28 protein-coding genes and 2 pseudogenes are annotated in these 25,593 nt (G+C 72.2%); 14 read left to right on the forward strand and 16 right to left on the reverse strand.

From position 1 onward, the window contains the following. Both ABZ923_RS21420 and ABZ923_RS21425 read right to left on the reverse strand, forming a co-directional pair. The coding region (locus ABZ923_RS21420) for a maltotransferase domain-containing protein (RefSeq protein WP_361474072.1) at positions 1-614 on the reverse strand (614 nt) is incomplete at its 3' end. Between the two features lie 109 nt (positions 615-723). Beyond that, a complete protein-coding gene (locus ABZ923_RS21425) occupies positions 724-1,023 on the reverse strand; it encodes a DUF5133 domain-containing protein (protein WP_361474075.1) in 300 nt (99 codons plus the stop codon). 303 nt (positions 1,024-1,326) lie between these two features. Here ABZ923_RS21425 and ABZ923_RS21430 point away from each other — a divergent pair, with 303 nt between their 5' ends. Continuing rightward, positions 1,327-1,839, forward strand: a complete 513-nt coding sequence (locus ABZ923_RS21430) for a pep a2 (RefSeq protein ID WP_361474078.1) — start codon at positions 1,327-1,329, stop codon at positions 1,837-1,839. Next, positions 1,836-3,980: a glycogen debranching protein GlgX gene (glgX, locus tag ABZ923_RS21435; protein WP_361474081.1), complete on the forward strand. Its 2,145-nt coding sequence runs from the start codon at positions 1,836-1,838 to the stop codon at positions 3,978-3,980. Before ABZ923_RS21430 ends, glgX begins: the two co-directional genes overlap by 4 nt. Before the next feature lie 41 nt (positions 3,981-4,021). On the opposite strand, the gene ABZ923_RS21440 is transcribed toward glgX, so the two are convergent. Beyond that, a complete protein-coding gene (locus ABZ923_RS21440) occupies positions 4,022-4,831 on the reverse strand; it encodes a VOC family protein (RefSeq protein WP_361474084.1) in 810 nt (269 codons plus the stop codon). 128 nt (positions 4,832-4,959) lie between these two features. Between ABZ923_RS21440 and ABZ923_RS21445 the strand changes: the two genes are divergently transcribed. Next, positions 4,960-5,274, forward strand: coding sequence for an ANTAR domain-containing protein (locus ABZ923_RS21445; RefSeq protein ID WP_361474087.1), 315 nt, complete (start codon positions 4,960-4,962; stop codon positions 5,272-5,274). 3 nt (positions 5,275-5,277) lie between these two features. On the opposite strand, the gene ABZ923_RS21450 is transcribed toward ABZ923_RS21445, so the two are convergent. Then, complete coding sequence (locus ABZ923_RS21450; RefSeq protein ID WP_361474090.1) at positions 5,278-6,075, reverse strand: RNA polymerase sigma factor SigF; 798 nt, start codon at positions 6,073-6,075, stop codon at positions 5,278-5,280. Positions 6,076-6,625: 550 nt separating this feature from the next. Here ABZ923_RS21450 and ABZ923_RS21455 point away from each other — a divergent pair. Continuing rightward, on the forward strand, positions 6,626-7,150 hold the full coding sequence (locus tag ABZ923_RS21455) for a hypothetical protein (RefSeq protein WP_361474093.1): 525 nt from the start codon (positions 6,626-6,628) through the stop codon (positions 7,148-7,150). Positions 7,151-7,181: 31 nt separating this feature from the next. Here ABZ923_RS21455 and hemC read toward each other — a convergent pair whose 3' ends face one another. From hemC to ABZ923_RS21470, 3 genes are all read right to left on the reverse strand, one after another. Beyond that, the gene (gene hemC, locus ABZ923_RS21460) at positions 7,182-8,123 is read right to left on the reverse strand and encodes a hydroxymethylbilane synthase (RefSeq protein WP_361474096.1); all 942 of its coding nucleotides are present in this window, start codon (positions 8,121-8,123) and stop codon (positions 7,182-7,184) included. A gap of 18 nt (positions 8,124-8,141) precedes the next feature. After that, positions 8,142-9,122, reverse strand: coding sequence for an ATP-dependent DNA ligase (locus tag ABZ923_RS21465; RefSeq protein WP_361474229.1), 981 nt, complete (start codon positions 9,120-9,122; stop codon positions 8,142-8,144). Between the two features lie 190 nt (positions 9,123-9,312). Next, positions 9,313-9,438, reverse strand: a complete 126-nt coding sequence (locus ABZ923_RS21470) for a hypothetical protein (protein WP_361474099.1) — start codon at positions 9,436-9,438, stop codon at positions 9,313-9,315. Positions 9,439-9,500: 62 nt separating this feature from the next. Between ABZ923_RS21470 and ABZ923_RS21475 the strand changes: the two are divergent. Then, positions 9,501-9,641, forward strand: a pseudogene (locus ABZ923_RS21475) (TetR/AcrR family transcriptional regulator); the annotation flags it as partial. Positions 9,642-9,701: 60 nt separating this feature from the next. Here the strand turns inward: ABZ923_RS21475 and glpK are convergent. Then, positions 9,702-11,216 (reverse strand): glycerol kinase GlpK, encoded by a 1,515-nt coding sequence (glpK, locus tag ABZ923_RS21480; RefSeq protein ID WP_361474102.1) that lies wholly within the window; start codon positions 11,214-11,216, stop codon positions 9,702-9,704. A 43-nt stretch (positions 11,217-11,259) separates the two neighbouring features. Beyond that, positions 11,260-12,027, reverse strand: coding sequence for an IclR family transcriptional regulator (locus tag ABZ923_RS21485; protein WP_361474105.1), 768 nt, complete (start codon positions 12,025-12,027; stop codon positions 11,260-11,262). Positions 12,028-12,213: 186 nt separating this feature from the next. Between ABZ923_RS21485 and ABZ923_RS21490 the strand changes: the two genes are divergently transcribed. After that, the gene (locus ABZ923_RS21490) at positions 12,214-12,639 is read left to right on the forward strand and encodes an ATP-binding protein (protein ID WP_361474108.1); all 426 of its coding nucleotides are present in this window, start codon (positions 12,214-12,216) and stop codon (positions 12,637-12,639) included. On the opposite strand, the gene ABZ923_RS21495 is transcribed toward ABZ923_RS21490, so the two are convergent. Continuing rightward, the gene (locus tag ABZ923_RS21495; protein WP_361474111.1) at positions 12,579-13,730 is read right to left on the reverse strand and encodes a PP2C family protein-serine/threonine phosphatase; all 1,152 of its coding nucleotides are present in this window, start codon (positions 13,728-13,730) and stop codon (positions 12,579-12,581) included. The genes ABZ923_RS21490 and ABZ923_RS21495 overlap by 61 nt on opposite strands. 211 nt (positions 13,731-13,941) lie before the next feature. Next, complete coding sequence (locus ABZ923_RS21500; protein ID WP_361474114.1) at positions 13,942-14,700, reverse strand: IclR family transcriptional regulator; 759 nt, start codon at positions 14,698-14,700, stop codon at positions 13,942-13,944. A 412-nt stretch (positions 14,701-15,112) separates the two neighbouring features. Between ABZ923_RS21500 and ABZ923_RS21505 the strand changes: the two genes are divergently transcribed. Together ABZ923_RS21505 and ABZ923_RS21510 are read left to right on the forward strand one after the other, a co-directional pair. After that, positions 15,113-15,493, forward strand: a complete 381-nt coding sequence (locus ABZ923_RS21505; RefSeq protein WP_361474117.1) for a hypothetical protein — start codon at positions 15,113-15,115, stop codon at positions 15,491-15,493. Next, complete coding sequence (locus ABZ923_RS21510) at positions 15,490-15,957, forward strand: peroxiredoxin (RefSeq protein ID WP_361474120.1); 468 nt, start codon at positions 15,490-15,492, stop codon at positions 15,955-15,957. Before ABZ923_RS21505 ends, ABZ923_RS21510 begins: the two co-directional genes overlap by 4 nt. Positions 15,958-16,125: 168 nt before the next feature. Here ABZ923_RS21510 and ABZ923_RS21515 read toward each other — a convergent pair whose 3' ends face one another. Continuing rightward, entirely contained in the window at positions 16,126-16,848 is a 723-nt protein-coding gene (locus ABZ923_RS21515; RefSeq protein WP_361474123.1) for a YoaK family protein, read from the reverse strand. A gap of 228 nt (positions 16,849-17,076) precedes the next feature. On the opposite strand from ABZ923_RS21515, the gene ABZ923_RS21520 reads away from it, so the two are divergent. Next, positions 17,077-18,141 carry a LacI family DNA-binding transcriptional regulator gene (locus ABZ923_RS21520; protein WP_361474126.1) on the forward strand — a complete coding sequence of 355 codons (1,065 nt, stop codon included), beginning with the start codon at positions 17,077-17,079 and terminating at the stop codon, positions 18,139-18,141. Here ABZ923_RS21520 and ABZ923_RS21525 read toward each other — a convergent pair. The 4 genes from ABZ923_RS21525 to ABZ923_RS21540 are packed head-to-tail and all read right to left on the reverse strand — an operon-like array spanning position 18,104 to position 22,723. Then, positions 18,104-19,501: a glycoside hydrolase family 32 protein gene (locus tag ABZ923_RS21525; RefSeq protein WP_361474129.1), complete on the reverse strand. Its 1,398-nt coding sequence runs from the start codon at positions 19,499-19,501 to the stop codon at positions 18,104-18,106. The two genes, ABZ923_RS21520 and ABZ923_RS21525, sit on opposite strands and share 38 nt — an antisense overlap. Beyond that, on the reverse strand, positions 19,498-20,352 hold the full coding sequence (locus ABZ923_RS21530; RefSeq protein WP_361474131.1) for a carbohydrate ABC transporter permease: 855 nt from the start codon (positions 20,350-20,352) through the stop codon (positions 19,498-19,500). Before ABZ923_RS21530 ends, ABZ923_RS21525 begins: the two co-directional genes overlap by 4 nt. Before the next feature lie 14 nt (positions 20,353-20,366). Next, complete coding sequence (locus ABZ923_RS21535; RefSeq protein ID WP_361474134.1) at positions 20,367-21,317, reverse strand: sugar ABC transporter permease; 951 nt, start codon at positions 21,315-21,317, stop codon at positions 20,367-20,369. Next, positions 21,314-22,723, reverse strand: a complete 1,410-nt coding sequence (locus ABZ923_RS21540) for an extracellular solute-binding protein (RefSeq protein WP_361474137.1) — start codon at positions 22,721-22,723, stop codon at positions 21,314-21,316. The genes ABZ923_RS21535 and ABZ923_RS21540 overlap by 4 nt, the downstream gene beginning before the upstream one ends. Positions 22,724-22,874: 151 nt before the next feature. Between ABZ923_RS21540 and ABZ923_RS21545 the strand changes: the two are divergent. The 5 genes and pseudogenes from ABZ923_RS21545 to ABZ923_RS21565 form a co-directional block, all read left to right on the forward strand. Then, positions 22,875-23,072, forward strand: a pseudogene (locus ABZ923_RS21545) (glycoside hydrolase family 32 protein); the annotation flags it as partial. A 127-nt stretch (positions 23,073-23,199) separates the two neighbouring features. Next, positions 23,200-23,787 (forward strand): site-specific integrase, encoded by a 588-nt coding sequence (locus ABZ923_RS21550; protein WP_361474140.1) that lies wholly within the window; start codon positions 23,200-23,202, stop codon positions 23,785-23,787. A 296-nt stretch (positions 23,788-24,083) separates the two neighbouring features. Beyond that, positions 24,084-24,608 (forward strand): sigma-70 family RNA polymerase sigma factor, encoded by a 525-nt coding sequence (locus tag ABZ923_RS21555; protein ID WP_361474142.1) that lies wholly within the window; start codon positions 24,084-24,086, stop codon positions 24,606-24,608. Further along, the gene (locus tag ABZ923_RS21560; RefSeq protein WP_361474145.1) at positions 24,598-25,056 is read left to right on the forward strand and encodes a hypothetical protein; all 459 of its coding nucleotides are present in this window, start codon (positions 24,598-24,600) and stop codon (positions 25,054-25,056) included. The genes ABZ923_RS21555 and ABZ923_RS21560 overlap by 11 nt, the downstream gene beginning before the upstream one ends. Before the next feature lie 299 nt (positions 25,057-25,355). Further along, the gene (locus ABZ923_RS21565; RefSeq protein WP_361474148.1) at positions 25,356-25,592 is read left to right on the forward strand and encodes a hypothetical protein; all 237 of its coding nucleotides are present in this window, start codon (positions 25,356-25,358) and stop codon (positions 25,590-25,592) included. The last annotated feature ends 1 nt before the right edge of the window (position 25,593 follow it).

The raw sequence follows: 25,593 nt of genomic DNA on the forward strand, positions 1-25,593 counted from the left end.
TCGTACCACGAGCCGTACAGGGCCCGTTCCCGCTCCACCAGCAGCGGCATCGGATCCGAGGCGGTCACCAGCTCCCGCAGCGGATGACGGGCCAGCAGCGCCTCCACCTCCGGTGACAGGGCGGCCTTCAACCGGTCGTGCACCGACAGGGAGTCGTCGCCGAGGGCGTGCGCGGCGGCCAGGACCAGCTGGCGCTCCGGGCCCTTGGGCACGCCGGCGGCGGCCCGCTCGTACAACTCGGCGCCCTCCTCCAGCACCAGACCGGTGTCGATCCCGGCCGGCACCTTCACGGAGGCGGTGTGCCGCCACGTCGCCAGCGGATGGCTCCACGCCTCCACCCGGAAGGTCCAGCGGCCGGTCGAGTCGGGGGTGACCTCGGCACCCCAGCGGTCGCTGCCCGGGGACAGCTCCCGCATCGGTGTCCAGGGGCCGCGGCGGCCCTTGGGATCGCGCAGGACCACGTTCGCGCCGACGGCGTCGTGCCCTTCTCGGAACACGGTGGCCGTGACCTCGAAAGTCTCCCCGGCCACCGCTTTCGCCGGGCGCCTGCCGCACTCCACGGCCGGCCGGACGTCGCGTACCGGTACACGGCCGATGGCCGGGGTCCTGCGCATGTATCTCACCTCCGCCGTGCGCGGAGCCGGGCACCCGGCCCGGCTCCGCGATCCAGGGATCGGGCCGGCGTGTGCCGGTCCCGAGAGGAACGCCTTGTACGGTGCCAGGTCAGGGGCTTGACGCCGTGGAACGCCGCTCCGGTGGCGGCGCTCTTCTGGCCGCCCGACGCGGCTGCGGCCGTCCGTCCTGCTCGCGCAGGTAGGTGACCAGGTTCGTGCGGAGATAGCGCTCGGCGGCGTCCGCGGCCTCGCGGGCGCAGCGTTTGCCCATCAGCACGCACAGGGTGTAACCCGAGTCCTCGAAGGTGGCCCGGACCGTGCGGTCGTAGGGCGAGGCGAGCATGACGCGCTCCCACGCCCGGTAACGCCGCAACTGCCGGGCCACTTCGGCCTTGGCGGGTAGCAGCATGGCCCTCATTCACCTTCCACGCTCTCGACTGGGCGCGTTCCCGACGGTCGGGTGGTGTCCGCGCAGGGGAGGGCACGGCACCGTTACGGCGATCGAGGCTTTCACTTATGGTGCACGGGTGACGACGCAGCGTCTTGTTGGAGCTTCAATTAACGGGGTGTCGGTGGCTCCTGTTGCACGAATGGCGTAGTGCCCTCACCGTGGAGGTGACTCAGAAGCGATCAACGCTCACGCTGGGTGTCCGGGATCCCTCCCGGAGGGGCGAGGGGAGCGATGAGCTTCGCCGGTGAGGAGCAAGCGACGATGAAGACCGCAGTGCCCTGCTACTACCACCTCGACGTGGAAGTCAGCCCGGAACGGGTGGGACAGGTCAGCCGCATCCTGGCCGCCCATCTCCGCTACTGGGACCTCGACAACCTCGTGGACCCCGTCTGCCGCGGCACCGAACTGCTGCTGCGGGCGATCGACGCGCACGCCAACGACAAGCACACCTCCATCGAGATGTGGTGGAACGGCCAGCACCTCATCACCGCCTTCGGCGACGACGACCCGGACCTGCGCCCGGACACCGACCTGCGGTCCTGCCTGGCGGACATCGCCGCCATGAGCGACGGCTGGGGCTGCTGCGCCTCCGAGACCGGCAGCAAGATCATCTGGTTCTCCCGGCGCGCCCGGGCCGGCCAGCGCGTCCCGCTGGTGCCCATCGCCCCCGACCCCGCGCTGCGGGAAGGGCTCCGGGTGCCGCGCGAGGAGGCCGTGGCCGTACTGGCCGCGCCGGCGCCCGCCGCCGACGACGCCCTGGAGGGCCGCCGGTGACCGCCCGCAAGTCCCGCAAAGGGGTGCCCGTGTGGAGCGGGCACCCCTACCCGTTGGGTGCCGCGTTCGACGGACAGGGCACCAACTTCGCCCTGTTCAGCGAGGTCGCCGAGCGCGTCGAGCTGATCCTGGCCGACGACGCCGGCACCCTGACCCCCGTCCGCCTGCACGAGGTCGACGGCTTCGTGTGGCACGCCTACCTGCCCGGCGTCGGCCCCGGCCAGCGCTACGGCTACCGGGTGCACGGCCCCTGGCAGCCGGCGCTCGGCCACCGCTGCAACCCGGCCAAGCTGCTGCTCGACCCCTACGCCCGCGCGGTGGACGGCCAGATCGACAACCACGCCTCGCTGTACGAACGCGCCCCGGACGGGCCGGCCCCGGCCGACAGCGCCGGGCACTCCATGCTCGGCGTGGTCACCGACCCGTTCTTCGACTGGGGCGACGACCGCCCGCCCCGGACGCCGTACGCGGACTCGGTGATCTACGAGGCCCACGTCCGCGGCCTCACCATGACCCACCCGGACGTCCCGGAGCGGCTGCGCGGCACCTACGCGGGCCTCGCGCACCCCGCCGTGACCGAGCACCTCACCTCGCTCGGCGTGACCGCCGTCGAGCTGATGCCGGTGCACCAGTTCGTCCAGGACGGCGTGCTGCAGGACCGCGGCCTGTCCAACTACTGGGGATACAACACCATCGGCTTCTTCGCCCCGCACAACGCCTACTCTGCCTTCGGCACCCGCGGCCAGCAGGTCAACGAGTTCAAGGCCATGGTGAAGGCGCTGCACGCGGCCGGCCTCGAAGTCATCCTCGACGTCGTCTACAACCACACCGCCGAGGGCAACGAGCTGGGCCCCACCCTGTCCTTCCGGGGCATCGACAACGCCTCCTACTACCGCCTGGTCGACGGCGACTGGGCGCACTACTACGACACCACCGGCACCGGCAACAGCCTGCTGATGCGGCACCCCTACGTGCTGCAGCTGATCATGGACTCGCTGCGGTACTGGGTGACCGAGATGCACGTCGACGGCTTCCGCTTCGACCTCGCGGCCACCCTGGCCCGGCAGTTCCACGAGGTGGACCGGCTCTCGGCCTTCTTCGACCTGATCCAGCAGGACCCGGTGATCAGCCGGGTCAAACTGATCGCCGAGCCCTGGGACGTGGGGGAGGGCGGCTACCAGGTCGGCAACTTCCCGCCGCTGTGGTCGGAGTGGAACGGCAAGTACCGGGACGCCGTACGGGACTTCTGGCGGGCCGAGCCCGGTTCGCTCGGCGAGTTCGCCTCCCGGCTCACCGGCTCCTCCGACATCTACCAGCGCAGCCGGCGCCGGCCGCGCGCGAGCGTCAACTTCGTCACCGCGCACGACGGGTTCACCCTGCGCGACCTCGTGTCGTACAACGACAAGCACAACGAGGCCAACGGCGAGGAGAACCGGGACGGCGAGAGCCACAACCGGTCCTGGAACTGCGGGGCCGAGGGCGAGACCGACGACCCGGCCGTCCTCGAACTCCGCGCCCGCCAGCAGCGCAACCTGCTGGCCACGCTGCTGCTCTCGCAGGGCATCCCGATGCTGTGCCACGGCGACGAACTCGGCCGCACCCAGCGCGGCAACAACAACGCCTACTGCCAGGACAACGAGATCTCCTGGGTGGACTGGAACCTCACCGACGGCCAGCGCGGCCTCGCCGAGTTCACCCGGCACCTGATCGCGCTCCGCGCCGCGCACCCGGTGCTGCGCCGGCGGCGCTTCTTCCGCGGTGAGACCGTGACCAACGCCGAACAGCCGCTGCCCGACCTGATGTGGCTCAGGCCCGACGCCCGCGAGATGACCGACCGGGACTGGCAGCGCGGCGACGCGCACTCGGTCGGCGTGTTCCTCAACGGCGACGCCATCGCCGAACGCGACCCCTACGGCCGCCGCATGATCGACGACTCGTTCCTGCTGCTCGTCAACGGCTACTGGGAACCGGTCGTCTTCCGCCTGCCCGACGGCTCCTTCGGCGAACGCTGGACCACCCTGATCGACACCGCCGACCCCGACGGCATCCCCGACGAACGCGAGCACAAGGCGGGGACCAGGCTCCGCGTGGAGGCGCGCAGCCTGGTCCTGTTGTCACGTCCGTCGCGTGCCGGTACCTGACCCGCTCGCCCGGCGGGGCCGCGGACGGCCGCTCCGCCGGCTCAGCGGGCGCCCCGCGACGTCACCGTGAACTGGGCCCCGTCGGCGTCCCGCAGGATCGCCTCGGTCTCGCCCTCGCGCAGGACGCTCCCGCCGTGCTTCTCCGCCGCGCGGGCGCAGCCGGCCACGTCGGCCACCGAGAAGTGGATCTGCCAGTGCGGCCGTACCGAGGGGTCCGGAGCCGCCTCCACCGCGCCCGAGTCGATCCGCGCCACGATGTCACCGCGGCTGCGCAGCACCACCTCGCCACCCTCGTACTGCACCTCGCAGCAGCCCGGCAGCCCGCTCGCCCAGTCCAGCACCTCGCCGTAGAAGATCGCGGCGTCGAAGGCGTCCCGGGTGTGCAGCCGGACGAAGGTCGGCGCCGCCTGCCGCCAGACCTCCCAGTTGGTGACCAGCTCGCCCTGCCAGATCCCGAAGGTGGCCCCGTCCCGGTCGGCGAGCAGAGCCGCCCGGCCCGGCGGGAAGGACAGCGGCCCGACCGCCGACGTGCCGCCCCGCTCCCGGACCCGGGCCACGGCCACGTCCGCGTCGGGCACGGCGAAGTACGGCGTCCAGGCCACCGCCATCTGCCACATGGAGGCGACGGCGGCGATCCCCGCCACCGGGACCCCGTTGGCCAGGGCGATGCGGAAGTGCTCGCCGAGCTTGGCGCCGCGCCAGCGCCAGCCCAGGACGGCCGCGTAGAAGTCCTGGGTGGCCTGGAGATCGCGGCTGGTCAGACTCACCCAGCAGGGCGCACCGAAGACGGAGTCGGTGGAGATGACTTCTTTTCTGCGCGGTCCGGAGCCGGCGGGGGTGTCGTGGTTCATGGCAGTCGCGTCCTGCTCTCGGGGCCGGGCGGCCACCGGTCTGACACCAGTGTCCAACCGGAACGGGGTGGGGTGCCTCCCGAGTACCCCGGGTGGCGGGTGTCCAGCCCCCTGCGCAGGATGGAGGGATGGGAGAGAGCGAGCCGGACCGGGTGGCCGCGCTGCAGGCGGAGGTCCACCAGCTGAAGGAGGCCATGGTCTCGCACGCGGTCGTGGACCAGGCGATCGGCATGATCGTGGCCCTCGGCCGGGTCACCCCCGACCAGGGGTGGCAGGTGCTGAAGGACGTCTCCCAGCACACCAACATCAAGCTGCGCAACATCGCGGAGCTGATCCTGATCTGGGGGCGGCGCGGCGACATCCCCCCCGACATCCGCGCCGCGCTGGAGGACGCCCTGGACCGGTACGGTCCCACCCAGGTGCCGGGCTCCGAGGAGAAGTAGCCCTCAGCGGGCGCGGACCTCCGCGAGCAGTTCCTCGCGCAGCCGGTCGAAGCAGCCGCTGAGCAGCCGGGAGACGTGCATCTGCGAGATACCGAGCTGCTGGGCGATCCGGCTCTGGGTCATCCCGCCGAAGAACCGCAGGTAGAGGATGGTGCGCTCGCGTTCCGGCAGGGCCGCCAGGCACGGCTTGACCGCAGCCCGGTCCACGACGAGGTCGTACCCCGGATCCGGTCCGCCCAGCGAGTCACCCAGGGCGTACCCGTCCGTGCCGGCCACCTCGGCGTCCAGGGACAGCGCGGAGAAGCACTCCAGCGCCTCCATCCCGGTGCGCACCTCGTCCTCGCTCAGCCCGGTGTACGCGGCGATCTCGGCGACGGTGGGGGCCCGGCCCGGCGTCGTCTGCGCCAGCTCCTTCGTGGCGGTGCGGACCCGGTTGCGCAGGTCCTGCACCCGGCGGGGCACGTGCAGGGTCCACATGTGGTCCCGGAAGTGGCGCTTGATCTCGCCGGTGATGGTGGGGACGGCGTACGCCTCGAAGGCACGGCCGCGGGCGGGGTCGTAGTGGTCGACGGCCTTGACCAGGCCCAGGGCGGCCACCTGGTAGAGGTCCTCCAGGGCCTCGCCGCGGCCACGGAACCGTACGGCGATCCGCTCGGCCATCGGCAGCCAGAGCCGGACCAGCTCGTCCCGGAGCGCCTGGCGCTCGGGTCCGTCGGGCAGTCCGGCGAGGCGCTCGAAGGCGCCTCCCGTGTCCGGGGCGTCGTCGTGGGGGTGGGGCTTCGTACTGCCAGTGACACGCATCGGGCGCACCTCTCTCAGCAGGTGCCGGATGGACAGACACCGTGGGAGGTGCGCTCGGACCTTGGATGACACCGGGGCGCCGGCAGGTGCCGCCTCCCACGGACGTGCCTCCTGTCCGAAGCACTGTTGTGCCCTTTCCCGCTGATGGACATCTCAAAACAAATACGGGCAAACAGGAATTTCGGTCCGGGGTGCTCTGGACCCTGCGCGCGGCCCTGCCGGCCCTGCGCCACGACCGACACCCCGAACACCCTCAGTCGGCGATTTCAACGCGATCTTCCACGGCGTCCAGATCATCAAGTCACCGGCCCGGGCGGTCGTCTTGATCCGCATCGCCGCGCTGCTCGGCCGGCCGGCTGATCTTGTCGCGGACGTGATGTGCCACACGCGCCCGCGGCCGGCCGGAAGGCGCCGCGAACGAGTTCTTCCTGCGCAGCGCTTGATCACTGATCAAAGCGGGTGAATTCCCTGGCCACAGCGCATTCTGCTCATTTGACAGTGCGCTCAGCGCACAGATAGACAGCAGCTCTCGAAGGTCGAGAGGGGCACTGTGTACGAGCCGAACGTGGTCGGGGACTGGCAGGAGTACGAGGAGCATGCCGGTCTGCGGGTCCGCGTCCACCGCCTGGAGGCGGCCGAGCCGCCGCGTGGACGCGACGACGCCGCGGCCGGCCTGACGTACTTCAGTGTCCGCGTGACCGTCGAGAACCGCGGTGCGCGCCACTACGGCATCCACCTGGAGGACGGTCAGATCGACGTCCGGGTCGGCCCGGACGGCGAAGGCGCCTTCATCGACTGGCGCAACTCCCAGTTCATCGAGGGCTTCGACGTCTATCCGCTGCGCCGGGCCACCGCGGTCCTCTACGCCGCCGCGCCCGAGGCCGCCCTCACCCACGTGGACGTACAGGTGCAGCTGCGGGTGGACGACGAGTGGACCGACCGCCGGCTGTGGGCGGGCGGCATCGGCACCCTGGAGTCCACCGCGCCGGCCGCGCCCTCGGGCACCGGCCAGAGCAGCCTGGCCCACCAGGTCAGCGCCTTCCTGAGGGACCAGGCGGAGCCGGGCTCCGCCTGATCCGGGCGGGCGGCACCCGCCGTACGGCGTCTCAGTGCGGGATGCCGTCGATGATCTCGCGCGCGCCCTGCCGGAGCAGCGCCACCGCGACCGACGTGCCGAGCGTGGCCGGATCCAGCCGGCCCGCCCACTCGTGGGCGTTCAGCCGGGTCTTGCCGTCCGGGGTGAAGACACAGGCCCGCAGGGACAGTTCACCGCTGCGGTCCACACGCGCGTACCCGGCGATGGGGCTGTTGCAGTGGCCCTGCAGCACATGCAGGAACATCCGCTCGGCCGTCGCCTCCCGGTGGGTGGCCGGGTCGCCGAGTCCGCTGACCGCGTCGATCAGTTCGGTGTCGTCCTCCCGGCACTGCAGGGCGAGGATGCCCGCGCCGATCGGCGGCATCATCGTCTCCGGGGACAGCACCTCGCTGACCACGTCCGTCCGGCCGATGCGCTCCAGGCCGGACACCGCCAGCAGCAGCGCGTCCGCCTCGCCGGCGGCCAGCTTCTCCAGCCGCCGGTTGGCGTTGCCGCGGAACGGCACGCACTCCAGGTGCGGGTGGGTGGCGGCCAGTTGGGCGATCCGGCGCACCGCGGAGGTGCCGATCCGGGTGCCGGCCGGCAGCTCGTCCAGGGTGAGGCCGCCCGGGTGCACCAGCGCGTCCCGGATGTCGTCCCGCTTCAGGAACGCGGCGAACACCGTCCCGGCCGGCAGCGGCCGGTCGGCGGGCACGTCCTTGACGCAGTGCACCGCGAGGTCCGCCTCGCCGGCCAGCAGGGCGGCGTCGACCTCCTTGGTGAACGCCCCCTTGCCCTCGACCTGGGACAGATCGCCGAGCCACTTGTCGCCGGTGGTCTTCACCGGGACGACCTCGGTGCGTACGCCCGGATGCAGGACCGCCAACTCGGCGCGGACCCGCTCCACTTGGGCCAGGGCCATGGGTGAGTCACGGGAGACGATTCGGATCAGTTCGGGAACCGGCATGCGCACACGATAGACCCCCGCGCCTCATCCCACGTCCTCGGGCAGGTCGGCCGCCGACTCCTCCGGGGAGAGGTCGGGGCGCAGGCGCAGCCAGGACGGCTGGCGCAGCATCCCGTGCCGGGTCCGGGTGCTGTAGCCGACCTCGCCCACCAGCCGGGGCAGCACCCAGCGGGCGCCCGGCACGCGTGGCACCGGGTCGAAGGGGCACCGGTCGCTCGCCGCGTCCCGCAGCAGTTCCGCCAGCCGGACGCGCTCGGCCTCGCTCCAGCCGGTGCCCACCCCGCCGACGTACCGCAGCCGGCCGCCGGCGTCGCGCTGGCCGGCCAGCACCGCGCCGGGCAGCCCGGTCAGCCGCCCCTTGCCGGGCAGCCAGCCGCCGACGATCACGTCCTCGGCCCGCATGTTCCGGATCTTGATCCAGGCGCGGGAGCGCACCCCGGGCTCGTAGACCGAGTCCAGCCGCTTGCACACCAGGCCCTCCAGGCCGTGCTCCCGGGTGGCGCGCAGCGCCTCGGCGCCGTGCCCGGTCACGGCGGCCGGCGTCGACCAGTACGGCCCGGCCAGCCCCAGCTCCTCCAGCCGCGCCCGCCGTCGCGCGTACGGCAGCCGTACCAGCGGTTCTCCCAGGTACGGCACGTCGAACAGCACCAGGTGCACCGGCACCTGGGCGGCCCGGCGCGCGGCCCGTGCGGGAGCGTGCGCCAGGCCCATCCGGCTCTGCAGCAGCTGGAAGTCGGCCCGCCCCCGCTCGTCCAGGGCCAGCACCTCGCCGTCCAGCACGGCGGGTGCGGTGCCCAGCGCACCGCCGAGCGGCCGGAGTTCGGGGTAGGCCGCGGTGATGTCGTCGCCCGAGCGGGCGCGCAGCAGCACACCGCCGTCGCCGGGCAGGTAGACCATCACCCGCTGCCCGTCCTGCTTGGTCTCGTACGCCCACCGCGCGTCCTGGGCGGCCGGCGGCAGCGTCCCGGGGGTGGCGAGCATCGGCGGGATGAGCGGCAGGGTCACGGCGGTCACGGCAGAAGGTCTCGACCGGGCCCGGCACGCTCACGCTCCTTTCCGCGCGGGTTCCCCTGAACGGGCCCGCCGCGCGGCGCCGTAGCGCACCGCCCGCGCGGCGGGGTCGGGTACGGCACGCCCGCGCGGGCACCGGACCCGCTCGGCCGATCCGTTCGGCCGACCCGCTCAGCCCACCCGCTCAGCCCACCCGTTCGGCCGACGGCTCGGTGGCCGACGGTGTGGCGGCCGGGCCGTCGGGGCGGTGGCGGGGCAGGAAGGAGGCGAGGACGAAGGCGAGGGCCGTGGCGCCCGCACCGAGGGCCATGACCGCCTTGAAGCCCTTCGCGGCCGGCAGTGCGTACCCGCCGAGGCTGATCGCCGGATGTCAGGCTGTTGATCCTGCACACCTGCGCCGAGCGGGAGCGCGCTCTGGCCCAGGGCACCCCGACGCCGCGGGCCACCTGGGACGAGGCGGCGACCGGCCTCGCGGACGCGATCGTGGGCCGGTGGCCGGCCCCCGTCGGCACCCCCGCCGGCCTGGGAGCGGCTGAGCCCGGGCGGCGCCGCCCGGCGAGGACTCCCCTCGGGTCAGGGCGTGCGGGGTGTTCTGACCCAGCCCAGCGACCGTTCCACGGCCCGCTGCCAGTTCTCGTACTCCGCCTCCCGCCGCTCGGGGTCCATGGCGGGCAGCCACTGCCCGGCCCGGTGCCAGTTGCGGTGCAGCACCTCGAGGCCGGGCCAGTAGCCTGCGGCCAGCCCGGCCGCGTAGGCCGCGCCGAGGGAGACGGTCTCGGCGACCATCGGCCGTACCACCGGCACGTCGAGCACGTCGGCCACGAACTGCATGAGCAGGTTGTCCGCGGTCATGCCCCCGTCCACCTTGAGCTGCTGGAGGGAGACGGCGGAGTCGGCGTTCATGGCGTCGACGACCTCCCTGGTCTGCCAGCCGGTGGCCTCCAGGACGGCGCGTGCCAGGTGCCCCTTGGTGATGTACGAGGTGAGGCCGACGATCACCCCGCGCGCGTCGCTGCGCCAGCGCGGCGCGAACAGTCCCGAGAAGGCGGGGACGATGTAGCAGCCCCCGTTGTCCTCCACCGTCCGCGCGAGGGTCTCGATCTCCGGGGCGCTGCTGATCAGGCCCAGGCGGTCGCGGAACCACTGGACGAGGGCGCCGGTGATGGCGATCGACCCTTCCAGGGCGTACACCGGCGGCTGGTCCCCGATCTGGTACGCGACGGTCGTGAGCAGGCCGTGCCGGGAGCGCACGAGGTCGGTGCCGGTGTTGAGCAGCAGGAAGCTGCCCGTGCCGTAGGTGCACTTGGCCTCGCCCGGGGAGAAGCAGGTCTGGCCGAAGAGGGCGGCCTGCTGGTCGCCGAGGGCGGCCGTGATGGAGACGCCCGGCAGCAGCGAGCGGGCCTCGCCGTACGGCTCGGCGGACGACCTGATCTCCGGCAGCATCGAGCGGGGCACGCCGAAGAAGTCCAGCAGCTCGTCGTCCCAGGTGAGCGTGCGGATGTTCATCAGCATCGTGCGGCTGGCGTTGGTGGCGTCGGTGATGTGCAGGCCCCCGTCGGTGCCCCCGGTGAGATTCCAGATCAGCCAGCTCTCCATCGTCCCGAACAGCACCTCGCCGTCCCGGGCGCGCTCCTCGATCCCCTTGACGTGGTCGAACAGCCACCGGATCCGCAGCGCCGAGAAGTACGTCGAGGGCGGCAGCGCGCACCGGTCGAGGAAGAACTCCTCGCCGGGGTGCTGTCTCAGTTCGTCCACGAGCGGCGCCGTACGGGTGTCCTGCCAGACGATCGCCCGGCTCAGCGGGGCGCCGGTGCGCCGGTCCCACAGCACCGTCGTCTCGCGCTGGTTGGCCAGACCGACGGCGGCGATCTGGTCCTCCCCGACACCGGCCTCGGACAGCGCCTCGGGTACGACGCGCCGCAGGTTCTGCCAGATCTCGACGGCGTCGTGCTCGACCCATCCCGGCCGGGGGAAGTGCTGCTGGTGTTCCTTCTGCGCGACCGAGACCAGCCGCCCACGGTGGTCGAAGAGGATGCAGCGGGTCGAGTTGGTGCCCTGGTCGATGGACATCACGTACCGTTCGGCCATGATCGGGTCTGCCTTCCGACGGATCGAGGGCGGCTGTCCTGGGCTACCAGCGGGCGGCTCCCAGGTCTCTGGAGATCGCCCGCGCGGCCTCGCGGATCAGGCTGATCAGAGGGGGGCGGGGGTGGCCCTGGCTGTCGCAGATCCGCTCGACCGGCCCGGACAGCCCGATGGCGCCGACGACCAGGCCGCCGTGCCCCCGGATCGGCGCGGCGAGCCCGGCCTCGCCCATGCTCATCTCCTGGATCTCGGCGGCCCAGCCGACCTCCCTGACCTCGGCGAGCGCCCGGGCGAGCCGCTCGGGGTCGACCAGGGTGTGCCGGGTGTAGGCCTCCAGAACCGGCTCCCGGCCCGGCTCGGCGACCGCGGTCCCGAAAGCCAGCAGGACCTTGCCGAGCGAGGAGGCGTGCAGGGGGAGCAGCGCGCCCACGTCCAGCGTCTGGAAGGTGTCGTCCGGCCGGAAGACGTGGTGGACGATGAGCACCTGGCCCTCCAGCGGGGTGCCCAGGCGCACGGATTCCCCGCTGCGGGCGGCCAGCGCGTCCGCCCAGTTCAGGGAGCGCGAGCGTAGCTCGTTGACGTCCAGGTAGCTGGTGCCCAGGTGCAGCAGCGCGGCGCCGAGCTGGTACTTCCCGGTGGCCGCGTCCTGCTCCACGAAGTCCACGTGCTGCAGCGTGCGCAGGATGCCGTGGGCGGTGCCCTTCGCCAGGCCGAGCGACGCCGCCACCTCGCCGAGACCGAGTCGGCGGGGGCCACCGGCGAGCAGGCGCAGAATCGCCGCCGCCCGTTCGATCGACTGGACTGGGCCGGCCATGAGCCGAGCCTATTACCGCCGCGGACGCTTCGCCGTGCGGGCGGGATGCGGCGGGCGGGGCGGTGCGTTCGGTAATGCCGACCGCTGTTCATTGACCAGACCGATTTGTCTCCATAGCGTGCATGAGAGCCCGGAAGACGCCGAGCACGGCGCCCGACCGGGCGGCACACACCATCGGGAGAGAAAATGGCGGCACAGCTCAACACGCTGCTCCGGGCGGCATGCGAACACGTGTGTCCGGTGCCGCCCGTCGCCGGCGCGGTCTCGGCCGTACGCCGGCGCGCGGCGGCGGTCCTCGCGGACTGGAGCGTGTCTTCCGAGATCGTCGAGGACGCCCTGCTCGTCGTGTCCGAGCTGACCACCAACGCGGTCATCCACGCCCGTCCCCCGGCCGAGCTGCGGCTCTCATGGGGCGGCGGCGACGGCGACCGCACCCTGCGCGTCGAGGTCACGGACGCGGGACCCGCGCGTCCGGCGGTCCCACCGCTCGGCGAATTCGACCCGGACGAGCACGGCCGGGGCGAGGCGATCGTGCGCGCGCTGGCGACGCACTACGGCATACGGATCCACCCGGGCGGGGTCACCCGCTGGGCCGAGCTGGTCGCCGGCTGAGGCGAACCCGTGACGGTGTGGAGAGCGGCTTCCGGCACGGAGGGCCCCGGGGGCCCGGAGACCGGCTCCTGCGCGCTCTCCTTGCGGAGCAGGAGCAGCGCGGCGTCGTCGTGCAGCCGGCCGCCGACGTGCGCCAGCAGCTCGTCATGGAGCGCGGTGAGCGTGCGGGCCGGCTCGTCGCCGGCGTGGCGGGCCACGCCGTCGGCCAGCGGATAGAACTCGCGCGCGTGATCGCGCGCCTCGGTGACCCCGTCGGTGTAGAGCAGCAGCTGCTCGCCCACCGCGAAGGGCAGCCGCTGCAGGCGGGGGGCCTGGCCCGACAGGGCGCGCAGGCCGAGGGGCGGCGCGGCAAGGTCGGCCTCCAGCGCCTCGACCTCTCCGGACGCCGATATGAGCAGCGGGGGCGCGTGCCCGCAGTTGACCACCTCCAGGTGTCCCGACCCGGGGCAGCCGGCGACCACGGCGGTGACGAAGTCGTCCGGGCCGAGGTTGCGCGCCAGGCTCCGCTCGATCCTGCCGACGACGGCGAGCAGGTCGGGCTCGTCATGCGCGGCCTCGCGGAACACCCCGAGCACGAGCGCGGCGGTCCCGACGGCGGGCAGCCCCTTGCCGCGCACGTCGCCGACGATCAGCCGGATGCCGTGCGGGGTGGGTACCAGGGCGTACAGGTCCCCGCCGATCCGGGCCTCGGCCGCCGCGGCGCTGTAGCGCACGGCCACCCGGAACGGGCCGACCGTCTCCGGGACGGGCTGGAGCAGGGCCTGCTGGGCGGCCTCGGCGACCGAGCGGACGGCCGCGAGGACCCGCTCCCGGCGGCCCCGCAGCACGCTGGCCAGGCCGCTCGCCGCGGTGACGGCCAGCAGGGCGCACAACACGGCCACCAGGTCCCGCGCGGGGGTGCCGTGCATCGTGCCCAGCGCCGTGCCCGTCGCCGCGGCGAGGAGACCGGCGCCCAGCACACCGCGCGGCCCGTTGGTGCTGGCCGCCAGCGCGGGTCCGGCGGCCAGCAGCGGCAGCCAGACCATCCCGGCCCCGCCGGCGACGTCGACGAGCACGACGACGGAGACGACCAGGACCGGGAGTGCGGGCATGCCCGCGGCCAGCTGCCCGGAGGCGCGCCGGCGGACGGATTCCCAGACCTCGGACGCCCTCCTGGAAAGCCGCGTCGGTGCGTGGTCATCACCATGGTGTCGGGGCTGGCTCATGTCTTGTCCGCAGTCCTCGCCGGTAGGGGGTGCACACCCGGAATGTCCGTTTCATCCAGCAAACGGGGTGGGTGAGGCGGCGGCAAGGAGGAGATTTTCAGATAGTGAGCGAGAGCCCCCTGGTCACCCGGCTCGCGATCGGCAGCAGCCGGGCCCGGATCTCCGGCAGGCGGTCCCGCCGCTCCACCGGCAGGGAGACGCCGAGCGAGCCGAGGACGCCGCCGCGGTAGACGGGGACGGCGACGCACACGGTGCCCAGCGTGTACTCCTCCAGGTCCGTGACGGCCGGTGCCAGCGGGGGCGACTGGATCCTGCGCAGCAGCTCCGGGACGCTGGTGACCGTCCGGGGCGTGAGGTCGGCCATGTGGTGCCGGGCGAGGTAGTCCCGGCGGGCTTCCTCGTCCATCTCGCGCAGCACGGACTTGCCCAGCGCGGTGGCGTGTCCGGCGTCCTCGAACCCGACCCAGAGGTCCACCCGGGGAGTGCGGGGCCCGTCGACGATCTCGGCGACCCTGATCTCGCCGTCCTCGTAGAAGGTGAGGTAGGCGGCGGTGGACAGCTCGTCCCGCAGGGCGGCCAGCGTCGGGCGCACGCGGCTGAGCAGCGTCTGGGTGCGGCCCGCCGCGTGCAGCGAGTTCAGCCGGTCGCCGAGGACGAAGCCGCCGTCGTCCAGCTTCCGCACGTACCCGTCGTGCACCAGGGTGCGCAGCAGGTGGTAGGCGGTGGCCAGGGGCAGCCCCGTCTCGCGTGCCAGCTGTTTCGCGGGCGCGCCGTTCTCGTGCTCGCTCATCGCCTCCAGCAGCCGGAACGCCCGCTGCACGGAGCCGATGAGGGTGGGCCCGTCCTGACCACCCATAGCACCAGGCTGCCCCGCGCTACCCGGCGTCGGCAAGAGTGGGATCACCCCACGGCCGCCCCGGTCCCGCGCACGGGTCCGCCTCGGTCCGGCGCACGGGTCCCTCTGGTCCCACGCATGGGTCCGCTCCGGTCCGCGCACGGGTGCGCCCCGGTCCGCCATCGGCGTCCGCGGCCCTGCGCACGTCCCGGCGTGCCGAGCCCAGCGAGCCCGGACAGCGGCTGGTCACCGCCGGCTGACGCCCGCGCCTCGCGCCCGGCGCCGGCCCAGCTCCAGGGCGCGGCGCCGGGCCGCTTCCCGTGCCGGGGATGCCGAAGGTGCCGCAGGGTCGGGTGCGGAGATCCGGGGCGCCCGACGATCACCCGGCCTACCGTCCAGTAATATCCGGCGGCAGGCCACCTGAGGAGGAACCGTGTCCCGGTCCGAACGCTCACCCCTGCTGCTCGCCGGTCTGCTGGCAGCCGCCGGAGTCGCCCATTTCGCCGCCCCGCGCCGGTTCGACGCGACCGTCCCCCGTGCACTGCCGGGCTCGCCCAGGGCCTGGACGTACGGCAGCGGGGCCGTCGAGCTGGCCCTGGCGGCCGGGATCGCGGCGCCGCGGACGCGCGCGGTGACCGCGAGGGCGGCCGCCGCGTTCTTCGTCGGCGTGTTCCCGGCGAACGTCAAGATGGCGGTGGACTGGCGCGACCGGCCGGCGCCGCTGAAGGCCGCGGCCCTGGCCCGGCTGCCCCTCCAGCTGCCCCTGGTGCTGTGGGCGCGCGGGGTGGCCCGCGGCGGGGAGGGACGGTCGTGACCGAGCGCCTCGCGATCGGCGACAAGGCCGAGGACTTCGCCCTGCCCGACGAGACCGGCACCACCCGTCGGCTCACCGACCTGCTCGCCGACGGCCCGGTCGTCCTCTTCTTCTACCCCGCCGCCCTCACCCCCGGCTGCACGGCCGAGGCCTGCCACTTCCGCGACCTCGCCGCCGAGTTCGCCGCCGTGGGCGCCCGGCCGGTCGGGATCAGCGGGGACACCGTCGACAAGCAGCAGGAGTTCGCCGGCCGGCACGGCCTCGGCATGCCGCTGCTCTCCGACGCCGACGGCGCGGTCCGCGAGCGGTTCGGCGTCAGACGCGGCTTCTCCCTCGCCCCGACCAGGCGCGTGACCTTCGTGATCGCCCAGGACCGCACGGTGCTGGACATCGTCCGCAGCGAACTGCGCATGAACACCCACGCCGACCGGGCCCTCGCCGCCCTGCGCGCCCACCAGGGCTGAACCGGCCCGCCCCGCGCTGCACACGCGGCGCCCTCCAGGGACGCGAGCGGATACCGCCGCGCACCTGGAGGCACAGTGATCCGGATTCGTCCGACGGTGCGCCGCGGTGCGGCCGTCAGCACCGGGGTGATCGCCCGGGCCTCGTCCAGCGCGTCCCGGAGCGGTGGCTCACCGGACACGGGCCGACTCCGGCGGCGGCCGCCGTCGCCGGGCCCGGACGTAGAGGGCGGTGACGCAGCCCGACAGTCCCGCCACGCACACCAGGGCCGGCCCGGGACCCAGACGCAACAGCAGGGCGCCCACGATCCCGCCGACGAACACGCCGAACACGGTTCCGGCACGTCGCACCTGAGCCGGCAGCGGCTCCCGGGGCACCGCGGAGCGCCCCGGCAGGAGGTCCGCGAGCAGTTTGACCAGGGTCATCTGCAGCACCGTGGTCGGCATGTCCGGGATGCGTGCCTGCACCATGACGCGACTGCGCCACCCCATGGCGGCCGCGAGCAGGGCGACGGCCACGGCCGTGACCGGCTCCGAGGGGGTGTGCCGCCCGCTCGCGCCGGCCACCAGCAGCCCGGCGAGCAGCACCGTCACGCTCTCCGCGGTGACGGCCCGCACGAACCACCGGCGTCCGCGGCGGACGAGCCCCGTGACGACCAGGTGGGCGGCCGCGGCCCCGACGGCGAAGGCGGCCAGGGCCTCGGCGGGGCGGGCGACCGGTGTCCCCGCCCGCACCGTCCCGAACCCGAGGAACAGCACATTGCCGGTCGTCAGCGCGGCGAACGCATGCCCCAGCCCGAGAAAGGTGATGGCGTCGATCGAGCCGGCGGTCACGGTCAGCGCGAACAGCACGACGGCGATCCGGCCCTGCTTGGGCGTCGGTTCACTGTTCACACCGTCCACCGATCGGCCGCTCGGCAAGGAACCGGCCGGCGCCCGGAGCGGGCCGTCGCACCGGCGCGCGAGCCGACTTCATCCTGCGGCCGCCCGCCGCCGCCCGCATCCGGTGCTGACCCGACCGGCCCCACCGGCACCTTCCGAACGCCCATGTCGTCCTCCCGGTGTCCCGGATAGGGTGAACAGCGATCAACGTGGCGGGCGGGGAAGAGAGCAACGGACGGCATGGGTGGCGGCGTGGACAGCAACGGCGTGGGCGGTGGGCGGCCCACCTCGCGGGACGTCGCCCGGCTCGCCGGTGTCTCGCACACCGCCGTCTCCTTCGTCTTCAACGGCCGCGCCGAGGGCAACCTGTCACCCGCCACCCAGGAACGCATCCGGCAGGCCGCCGCCCGGCTCGGCTACCGGCCCGACCCCGTCGCCCGCGGCCTGCGCAGCCGCCGTACGGCCGTGATCGGCCTGGTCACCGACGAGATCGCGTCCTCCCCGTTCGCCGGGCGGCTGCTGCGCGGGGCCATGGAGACCGCCTGGGACAGCGACCATCTGGTGCTCACCGTGGACTCCGGCGGCGACCCCGCCAAGGAGGACGCGGCCGTCGCCGAACTCCTCGACCGGCGCGTCGACGGCATCATCTACGCCGCCATGTCCCTGCGCCGGGTCCGGGTCCCCGAGGGCCTGCACCGCACCCACTCCGTGCTCGCCAACTGCCTGCCCGCGGACGACTCGCTGCCCGCCGTCATCCCCGCCGAGCGGGCCGGCGGCCGCACCGCCGCCCGCCTGCTGCTGGAGGCCGGGCACCGCAGGGTGGCCCTGGTCGGCGGGCAGGACGACATCGCCTCGGTGGAGCGGCTGCGCGGCTTCCGGGACGCGCTGCGCGCCGAGGGCATCACCGTGCCCAAGGAGTGGGTCGTGCGCACCGGCGGCGAGATCACCGGCGGCCACGAGGGGGCGGTCCGGCTGCTCGACGGCACCGCCCCGCACCAGCGGCCCACCGGGATCTTCTGCTACAACGACCGGGTCGCGGCAGGCGTGCTGCACGCCGCGACCCGGCTCGGGATCGCCGTACCCGGCGAGCTGTCGGTGGTCGGCTACGACGACCAGGAACACATGGCCGCCTACCTCACCCCCGCCCTCACCACCGTCGCGCTGCCGCACCGGGCGATGGGCGAGGCCGCGGCCCGGCTGCTGCTCGACGCCATCGGCACCGGCCGCACCCCGCCCGCCACCGTACGGCGGCTGGCCTGTCCCGTGGTCAGCCGCGCCTCGGTGGGACCTGCTCCCACCCGCTGACCTCGGCATCGCCCTCGACCAGCAGCTCGGGCACGTCGTCCGGCCGGTGGTAGACCCGCTCGGTCACCGTCGCCCGGTCCGCCACGAACAGTTCGAGCAGCGAGCCGTCCCCGAGCACCCGGACGGCGAGCGGGCCCGGCGGCACCCGCACCGTCACCGGGCCCGAACCCCCGGCGCCCGCGCGGGGCCAGCCCGAGCGGTCCAGAACGACGGTGCCCGTGTCCGGGTCCAGCCGGACCGCCAGCGCCCGGCCCGCCGACCGCAGCAGGGTGACCGTGGTGGCCCCGCGTGCCGTCACGGCCAGGTCGTACGCCGGCGGCAGCGGCACCGCCCGGCCCGGTCCGGTGGCGAACGGCTCGGCGGCGCGCAGGAGTTCCAGCTCCGGGGCCGGTACGACCCGCAGCGCGCCGTCGGGACGGGCGTCGACGACCCGGGGCGCGGTCAGCGTGCCCGCCCAGCCCGCCGCCAGCACCGCCGTCTCCTCCCTCGCCTCCCACGACCAGCCCCACAGCAGCGCCCGGCCGGAGTCCTGGCGGACGGCGGGAGCGTAGAAGTCCCGGCCGTGGTCGAGCCGGCCACCGGCGCGGGGAAGCAGGCTGAGCGTGCCCGCGTCGGCGGCCAGCCGACCCGTGACGTAGCCGGTGGTGAGGGGCGTGCCGTCCCACAGGGACACCACCAGCACGTGGTCGCCGGTGGAGGTCTCGAACAGCTGCGGGCACTCCCAGCCGGCCGCCTTGTCGCCGAACGCGTCGGCGGCGACCGGGTCGTGGCCGTCCAGCAGGACGCCCGCGAACCGCCAGTCGGTCAGCTCCTCGCAGTCGTACAGCAGCACGGACGGGGTTCCGTCGGCGTGGCCGGCTCCCACGAGGGCCCAGCGCCGGCCGGCGTGCCGGAAGACGAAGGGGTCGCGGAACATCACCACGCCGAGCCCCGGGGGCGGCCCCGGGACCACCGGGGCGGGCAGGGGCCGCCAGTCGAGGAGCCTGTCGTCGGCCGGGTCGGCCGCCCGGGCCAGGCAGACGGTGCCGAGCCCGGTGTGGGCGTGGTCGACACCGGTGTACACCGCCGTCGGCACCCCGTCGTCGTCCACCACACAGCCCGACCAGCAGCCCGCCTCGTCGGGTCCGCCGGGCGTCGGCGCCAGGGCGACCGGGTGGTGCTCCCAGTGCACCAGGTCGGGGCTGGAGGCGTGGCCCCAGTGGACGTTGGCGTGCACCGGCGCGTCCGGGTTGTGCTGGTAGAAGAGGTGGTGGCGGCCACGCCAGCGGAAGGGGCCGTTCGGGTCGTTGATCCACTGGGCGGGCGGGCGGACCCGGAAGCGGGGGGCGGCCGGGTCCGGGGCGGGAGCGGCGAGGCTCAACGGTTGACTCCTGCGGAGGTGATGCCCTCGCGGAGAGGGCGCTGGCCGACGACGAACACGACGACGGCGGGGATCATGGAGAGGACGACACCGGCGAGGACGACCGAGATGGACCCGGTGCCGAGATTGCCCTGCAGGGAGACCAGACCCAGCGGCAGGGTGTAGTTCTGGCCGGAGGTCTCCAGGATCAGCGGGCGGAAGAACTCGTTCCAGTGGTAGTTGAAGGCGAGTACGCCGACGATCGCCAGGCCCGGCCGGGCCAGCGGCGCGTACACGGACCGGAAGATCCGCCAGGGCCCGGCGCCGTCCAGCATCGCCGCCTCGCCCAGGTCCTTCGGCATGCCGAGGAAGTACTGGCGCATCAGGAAGGTGCCGAACGCGGTCGGGAACGCCGGGACGATCAGACCGAGCAGGGTGTCGGTCAGGCCCGTCGTCTTGAGCACCAGGAACACCGGGACGATCGTGACCTGCAAGGGGACCATCATGGTCGCCAGCACCAGACCGAACAGCGGCTTCTTGAAACGGAAGTCGAGCCGGGCGAACGCGTAGCCGGCGAGCCCCGCGGTGATCATCTGGCCGATCGCGATCAACGCGGTCACCAGGGTCGAGTTGAGGGCCAGCAGCCACACGTCGATCTGCCCGAAGACACCGTGGTAGGCGGCGGTACTGGGGTGCGCCGGGATGATCTGCGGCGGCAGGTCGAACGAGTCCGCCGGCGTGCGCAACGAGGTGGACACGGTCCAGACGACCGGCCCGAGCGTGAGCAGCGCGCACACGGTCAGCCCGGCGATCCGCGCCCACGGTCCGAGCGTGTACCGGGCACGGCTGAGGGTCAGGGTCGGTTGGCTCATGGGACTCCCCCGGCTCACTGGTAGTGGACGAAACGCCGGCTGAGCCGGAACTGGACGGCGGTGATCGCCATGATCAGCACGAACAGCAGCACGCCCACCGCGGACGCCTCGCCGAACCGCAGCTGCTCGAACGCCCGCTCGTAGATGACCATCACCACCGTGCGGGTGGAGTCACCCGGGCCGCCGTCGGTGAGGACGTAGGGCTGCTCGAATACCTGGAGTGCGTTGATGATGCCGACCACCGAGGCCACCAGCAGCGTGGGGGAGAGCAGCGGCAGCGTCACGGCCAGGTGCTTGCGCAGGCCGGTCGCGCCGTCGAGAGCGGCGGCCTCGTGGATCTCCTTGGGGATGTTGTTCAGCCCGCCCACGAACAGCAGGAACGAGAACCCGAACTGCTGCCACACGTACACGATGACCACCGTGGCCATCGCGCCGTGCTCGGAGGTCAGCCAGGGCACGGGAGCCAGACCGAACTGGCCGATCAACCAGTTGACCACGCCGAAGTCCTGGTTGAACAGGTACTTCATCACGACCGAGATGGACGCGGCGGAGAGCACCAGCGGGAAGAAGAACGCCGACCGGAACACCGGGCGCAGCCACGCCGGCAGCCGGCCGTTCAGCGTCAGGGCGAGCGCGAGGGCGATCAGGAGCTGCGCGGCGACCGCGAAGACCATGAAGACGAGCGTGTTGCGGAAGGACACCAGGACGGTCGAATCGCCGAACACCTCCCGGTAGTTGGCCGTCCCGGCGAACTCGGGCGGGTCGATCACGTTCCAGTGGAAGAGGCTCAGCACGACCGAACCGATGATCGGTACGACCGTGAAGACCACGATCCCGGCCACGGTCGGCGCCAGGAACAGCGCCGCCAGCAGCCGCGTCCCCCGCTCGCGCGCACCGGGCCGCACGGCCGCCACGGCCGGGCCCGCGGCCCGCGGCCGGACGGCGGGAATCCGGGTGTCCGTCATACGTCACGCTCCATGGCCTTCTCCAGGTCGCCCTGCATCCGGCGCAGCGCCGGTCCGACCGCGCCCGGGCTCGACAGCGCCGTCCCGGTGTGCTTCAGCAGCACCTGGGTCACCTCCGCGACCTGCGGAGGAGCCGGGATCGGCCCGGTGTCGGGGAACTCGTCGAGGGTGTCGTAGAAGACCCGCCAGTGCGCCGGGCCGGTCTCCCGGTAGCGGTCCGCGGTCAGCATCGAACGGCGGGCCGGGGTCGTCTGGTTGGTGGTGAACAGCTTGGCGAGGGTGTCCCGCCGGGCCGAGTACTTGATGAACTCCCAGGCCGCGTCCTGCTTCTTCGAGGTGCGCAGCAACGCGTAGCCGGCCGCGCCGAACTGGTGCCGCTGGGTGTGCCGGCGCGGGAAGTACTGCACGTCGAAGCCGTCGGCGCGCATCCCGGCCAGGTGCAGGCCGCCCGCCCAGAAACCGCCGGCCGGGGTGACCCCGACCCGGCCGGTGGAGAACACCCCGATGAGGTTCTGGCCGTTGCCTCCCTCGGGACGGGTGCACAGTCCGTCGTGGACCAGGGAGGCGAGATAGTCGTAGGCCTCCGCCACCCCGTCGGCCGTGGCCTGCGGGGTCGTCCAGCGGAAGCCGCCCCCGCGGCCCCGCCGCCGGTCCGCCGGATAGAAGCCGTCCCACAGCCAGGAGCCGCCCGGTGCCTTGGACTCGGCGAGCAGGTTGGTGCCGTTGGCGAACAGCCAGGGGACCACTCCGCCCCACAGCCGGTTGGTCCAGAAGTACGGCGTGAAGTGGGAGTCGCTCGCCTTCTTCATCCGGCGCAGCAGCGCGGTGAAGTCGTCCCGTGTCCAGTCGGCGGCCGGGAACTCCGCGCCGGCCCGCCGCAGCACCCGGGTGTTGAGGTACATGTCGGCGGCGTTGAACTCGATCGGCAGCTGGAACAGGCTGCCCTCGTACATCATCGACTCCACCAGCGAGGGGTGGACGTCGGCGAAGTACTCCTTCAGTTCGGCCGCGTCCCGCCGCACCCAGCGGTCCAGCGGGACCCCCAGGTGCCGGGCGAACAACTGCACGCCCTCGGTGGCCACGTAGACCAGGTCGGGCGCGGTGCCCGCCGCGATCTGCGTGAGGATCTTGGCGAAGAAGTCCGACCAGTCCACGGCCTGCACCGCGTTGATCCGGACCTTGATGTCGGGGTGCAGCGCGCGGAAGCCGTCGACCAGGGCGCGGACCCCGGCCGGAGCGAACGCGGAACCCAGGGTCGCGACGACCAGCGAGCCGTCGTCGCGGCCGGGTATGTCGGCCCCGGTGAGCCGGTCCCAGCTCGCGGCGGTGCCGGCGAGCGCGGCGGCCCCCGCGCCGTAGGCGCCGTAGCGCAGCAGGGCGCGGCGGGAGAGGAGCGAGTCGGTCATCCAAACGTGCCTAACTCGTGTTAGTCGAGGGGTGATGCCCCAGATGATGAGAAGCGGGCCGGAGCCGTGTCAAGGTGCGGGACCGCTTGACCTTTAACGAGTTAGGTCTACAGTCCTGGAAGCCGACGACCCGTCAGGAAGGGGACCATCCATGACGCGTGGCCTGAGCAGAAGAGCCCTGTTCGCCTCTTCGGCGGCCGGTGCCGGCGCGGCGCTGCTGCCCGCGGTGCCCGCCCGGGCGAAGCCGGGACACGGACCGGCGGCCGGATGCGCGAGGTACCGTGCCGACTACCACTTCACCGTGCCGGACCAGTGGAAGAACGACCCGCAGCGGCCGGTCTGGATCGAGGACCATTCCCTGTTGCATTAGCGTGTTGATGAGGCACAACAGGCAGCGGTGGCAAGTGGGTTGGCGGGTGTAGTGGGTACCCGAGCGGCGATCGGTACCCGCGGAACGGGTACCCGTACTCACGGGAATGGAGGACCTGGTCGACCGTGAGGATCGGCTCGGACTCCATCCGGGAGACCCGATCATGCTGTCGCCGGACTACCGGATCGACGAGCTGTTGAGCCTGTGCCTGTGCCGATCGGGGTTCGCGAGGCTGGAGCCGGGGACCAGGCGCAACTACGCGGACGACTACCGCTTGTTCTTCGACTTTCTGTGGGACCGGGGCAAGGTCTGGAACCAGGCCACAGACGAAGACGTCGCGGACTTTGAGTACTGGAGGACCCGGGCCGGCGCGAACCCGGGAAAGGTTGGCGGTTCACGGTGGAACCGGGGGCTTGCCGCGCTCACCCGTCTCTACCAGTGGGCCGAGCGACGTGAGTACATCGGACGAAGTCCGGTGCTGATGCGTGACTTCATCGGTCGCACAGGCGAGTTGATCCGGGTTCCGCAGGCGCGGGCGAAGGAGGCACTGGTCGGCGCACTCCACCAGGTCCTGATGGGAAGCCGTCGGCTCCGCCTCCAGGCTGCCGAGCGGCCCGACAATCCACATGTCCTGCCGAGCCAGTCCCGACCACCAGCGCGGCGAGAGACCCAGGAGCGGACTCACCGTCGCTGAACAGGCAAAGCCAGGGCACTGCCCCTCGGCTCCACCGATGCTCGACGGGGCCCCGAAAAAATCTTGGTGCGAAGCAGTGATGATCCGCGGCCATCCGCGTCTGTGTCTGCGGGAGATGGACGATGCGCACGTCGCTCCTGCCGCCGCCGGCGGCTGGTCCGTGGAGAGGGACGCCACCTTGGCCCGATCCAACCTGAAGCCGCACCCGGTAGTGAGTGAAGCCACTTACCGAAGGCCGAAGGACGCCGTTCGAATGGACGGCACGCGTTCGAAGCGCTTTCCCGAAGAAGGCGCGAGTGGATAGCCCGAAACCTCAGGATGCCGCGACGTGGCTGACTGAGAATATCGGAGCGCTCCACACCTTCATGCGGCGAAGGGAAAGCAATCCTCACACCGCTGAAGATCTCAGCCAGAAATTGGCTGAGAAAATATTAAAGAGCGAAGCAAGTGGCATAAGGATCGAAAACATCGGTGCTTACGCCTGGCGAGCTGCGCACACAACCCTGGTCGACCACTACAGGGCCAAGGCGCAGATCCCTCTCGATGAGATCGGGGATGAGTTCTCCGACCGACGAGAGCCTGCTGAGCATATTCACGAACTCCGGGCACTGCTTCACCCTGAGATCAAGAATCTGCCCATGCGCATGAAGCAAGTCATTTGGCTTCGCTACTACGAGGGTATGAGATCGAAGGAAGTCGCGGAGGTCCTCGGCATTGCCGAGGTGACCGTGAATAACTACCACCATCTGGCTGTCAATCGACTGAGAGTCGAGCTGGCCAAGCGTGGAGTTACTGATCTGGAGGGCGCACTTGAGCATTGAGGCGATGCTCCGCCGAGATGCTCAGGCCCTCACCCGGGGCGCGACACCTGTCGAACGGCAGCAACTGCGGGATGAGTTCTTGTCCGCAGGTCAAGCACCGGAGAGTACGGCCGAAGGGCGGGTCGGCAGCCTCGCGGCTGCCGGCTTCGCCCCCGACCAGGGCCTGAGCGCAGCACAAGAAGCGCAAGCAATGGCGGCGGGAGACCACACGGTCCTCGACCGCTACCTACGAGAAGGGAGCCAAGGGCACGCGACGAGCGCACGTCGCGCGGCAGAACTGCTGGAACTGATCGGAGACAACGAGTCGGCACGGAGCTGGTGGCGCACCGCAGCTCGACTCGGTGACGAGGACGCACTCGACTATGTCGAGGCAATCCTGTTCGACGTCCTGGACGAAACCCGCTCATCGCGGGCTGAAACAAAGGAGGTGAACTTCAATGACCGATGACCGCCCTGAGCGCACGAACGGGGAAAAGTGCTTTCTGCTCGCCCTGCTGATCGCTTGCGGGACGTGCTTCGTGACGATGTCCGGGGGGACTCCGTCACGCACGCACTACAGCACTCGCAAAGGGGCGGCAATCCGGCCGCTTCGCATGGGAGCTAGTCTGATCTACTCTCTCATAGAGTGACCGACGGCGACGGCCCCAACCCTTTGGGTGGGGGCCGTCGTTCTCCTTTTTGCACAGTGATATTTCGCTGCCTCACGCGTCTCCTATGGCAACACTGCCTACAAAGAGGGGGCTCGGCATGGCGGCCGCGTCCAATGAGTCAGGTTCCAACCGCAACGCCGGGGCGCGAAGGACCGCACGGAAGAGGCTGCTGAAGCGCATCCTCTTCAAGGTCGGTATCGGCCTCCTGTTTCACGAAGGAGCCCCCGAGCTGGACGATCTGCTCGACGACGCATCGGAAGCTGCACAGGATGCTCTGGAGCAGCTCGAAGATCATTTCGCGGACGATGACGGCAGCGACGAACCGCCCTGTTGAC

Origin of the sequence: Streptomyces sp. NPDC046881 (assembly GCF_040645015.1) — a bacterium.
Taxonomy (GTDB): domain Bacteria; phylum Actinomycetota; class Actinomycetes; order Streptomycetales; family Streptomycetaceae; genus Streptomyces.

Excerpts from the sequence above, each read along its gene's own strand:
- ABZ923_RS21500 (WP_361474114.1), bottom strand. The coding sequence starts at position 14,700 with ATGGGTGGTCAGGACGGGCCCACCCTCATCGGCTCCGTGCAGCGGGCG.
- glpK (WP_361474102.1), bottom strand. The coding sequence starts at position 11,216 with ATGGCCGAACGGTACGTGATGTCCATCGACCAGGGCACCAACTCGACC.
- ABZ923_RS21485 (WP_361474105.1), bottom strand. The coding sequence starts at position 12,027 with ATGGCCGGCCCAGTCCAGTCGATCGAACGGGCGGCGGCGATTCTGCGC.
- ABZ923_RS21520 (WP_361474126.1), top strand. The coding sequence starts at position 17,077 with ATGGGTGGCGGCGTGGACAGCAACGGCGTGGGCGGTGGGCGGCCCACC.
- ABZ923_RS21490 (WP_361474108.1), top strand. The coding sequence starts at position 12,214 with ATGGCGGCACAGCTCAACACGCTGCTCCGGGCGGCATGCGAACACGTG.
- ABZ923_RS21440 (WP_361474084.1), bottom strand. The coding sequence starts at position 4,831 with ATGAACCACGACACCCCCGCCGGCTCCGGACCGCGCAGAAAAGAAGTC.
- ABZ923_RS21445 (WP_361474087.1), top strand. The coding sequence starts at position 4,960 with ATGGGAGAGAGCGAGCCGGACCGGGTGGCCGCGCTGCAGGCGGAGGTC.
- ABZ923_RS21470 (WP_361474099.1), bottom strand. The coding sequence starts at position 9,438 with ATGGCCCTCGGTGCGGGCGCCACGGCCCTCGCCTTCGTCCTCGCCTCC.
- ABZ923_RS21535 (WP_361474134.1), bottom strand. The coding sequence starts at position 21,317 with ATGACGGACACCCGGATTCCCGCCGTCCGGCCGCGGGCCGCGGGCCCG.
- ABZ923_RS21540 (WP_361474137.1), bottom strand. The coding sequence starts at position 22,723 with ATGACCGACTCGCTCCTCTCCCGCCGCGCCCTGCTGCGCTACGGCGCC.
- ABZ923_RS21550 (WP_361474140.1), top strand. The coding sequence starts at position 23,200 with ATGGAGGACCTGGTCGACCGTGAGGATCGGCTCGGACTCCATCCGGGA.
- ABZ923_RS21430 (WP_361474078.1), top strand. The coding sequence starts at position 1,327 with ATGAAGACCGCAGTGCCCTGCTACTACCACCTCGACGTGGAAGTCAGC.
- ABZ923_RS21565 (WP_361474148.1), top strand. The coding sequence starts at position 25,356 with ATGGCGGCCGCGTCCAATGAGTCAGGTTCCAACCGCAACGCCGGGGCG.
- ABZ923_RS21495 (WP_361474111.1), bottom strand. The coding sequence starts at position 13,730 with ATGCCCGCACTCCCGGTCCTGGTCGTCTCCGTCGTCGTGCTCGTCGAC.
- ABZ923_RS21530 (WP_361474131.1), bottom strand. The coding sequence starts at position 20,352 with ATGAGCCAACCGACCCTGACCCTCAGCCGTGCCCGGTACACGCTCGGA.
- ABZ923_RS21450 (WP_361474090.1), bottom strand. The coding sequence starts at position 6,075 with ATGCGTGTCACTGGCAGTACGAAGCCCCACCCCCACGACGACGCCCCG.
- ABZ923_RS21425 (WP_361474075.1), bottom strand. The coding sequence starts at position 1,023 with ATGCTGCTACCCGCCAAGGCCGAAGTGGCCCGGCAGTTGCGGCGTTAC.